The organism is Paraburkholderia sp. SIMBA_030 (assembly GCF_046535245.1).
Classification (GTDB): domain Bacteria; phylum Pseudomonadota; class Gammaproteobacteria; order Burkholderiales; family Burkholderiaceae; genus Paraburkholderia.
Map to the genome: position 1 here is coordinate 1 of NZ_JAWRXB010000150.1, position 367 is coordinate 367.

The 367-nt window shown below is 57.5% G+C and carries 1 protein-coding gene; it reads right to left on the reverse strand.

Annotated features, from left to right (window positions below):
* Nucleotides 1-170: 170 nt before the first annotated feature.
* Nucleotides 171-367, reverse strand: a 197-nt coding sequence (locus SB772_RS39420) for a hypothetical protein (RefSeq protein ID WP_410838441.1), incomplete at its 5' end; no start/stop codon positions are given.

The window sequence follows — 367 nt, forward strand, 5'->3', positions numbered from 1 at the left end:
AAGGCCGGCATCGATCCGCAGCGGCGGGCGGAGACACTTTCGGTGGATGAGTTTTGTTTGTTGGCGAATAGCCTGTAAGGGGACTTTCTACGCCGTCCCCTCATCCCTGCGCCCACGGGACATCACAGGGATCCAGTGCGCCCAAGTCCTTGGGCGCAGAAGACACTTCTTCAAACTGGAAATGAGTCATTCATCGCGCAGACGCGCGGTGGCTGGATTCCTGTGACGAGCACAGGAATGAGGGAGGAAGATGGAGTGCCAAACAAAAACGGCCGGGCAATAACCCGGCCGTCTCTCATTCCAATATACTCAAACCCTACCAGCGGTGATGCACATGCGGTGCGATCAGCCGCTCGTAGATCTCGCG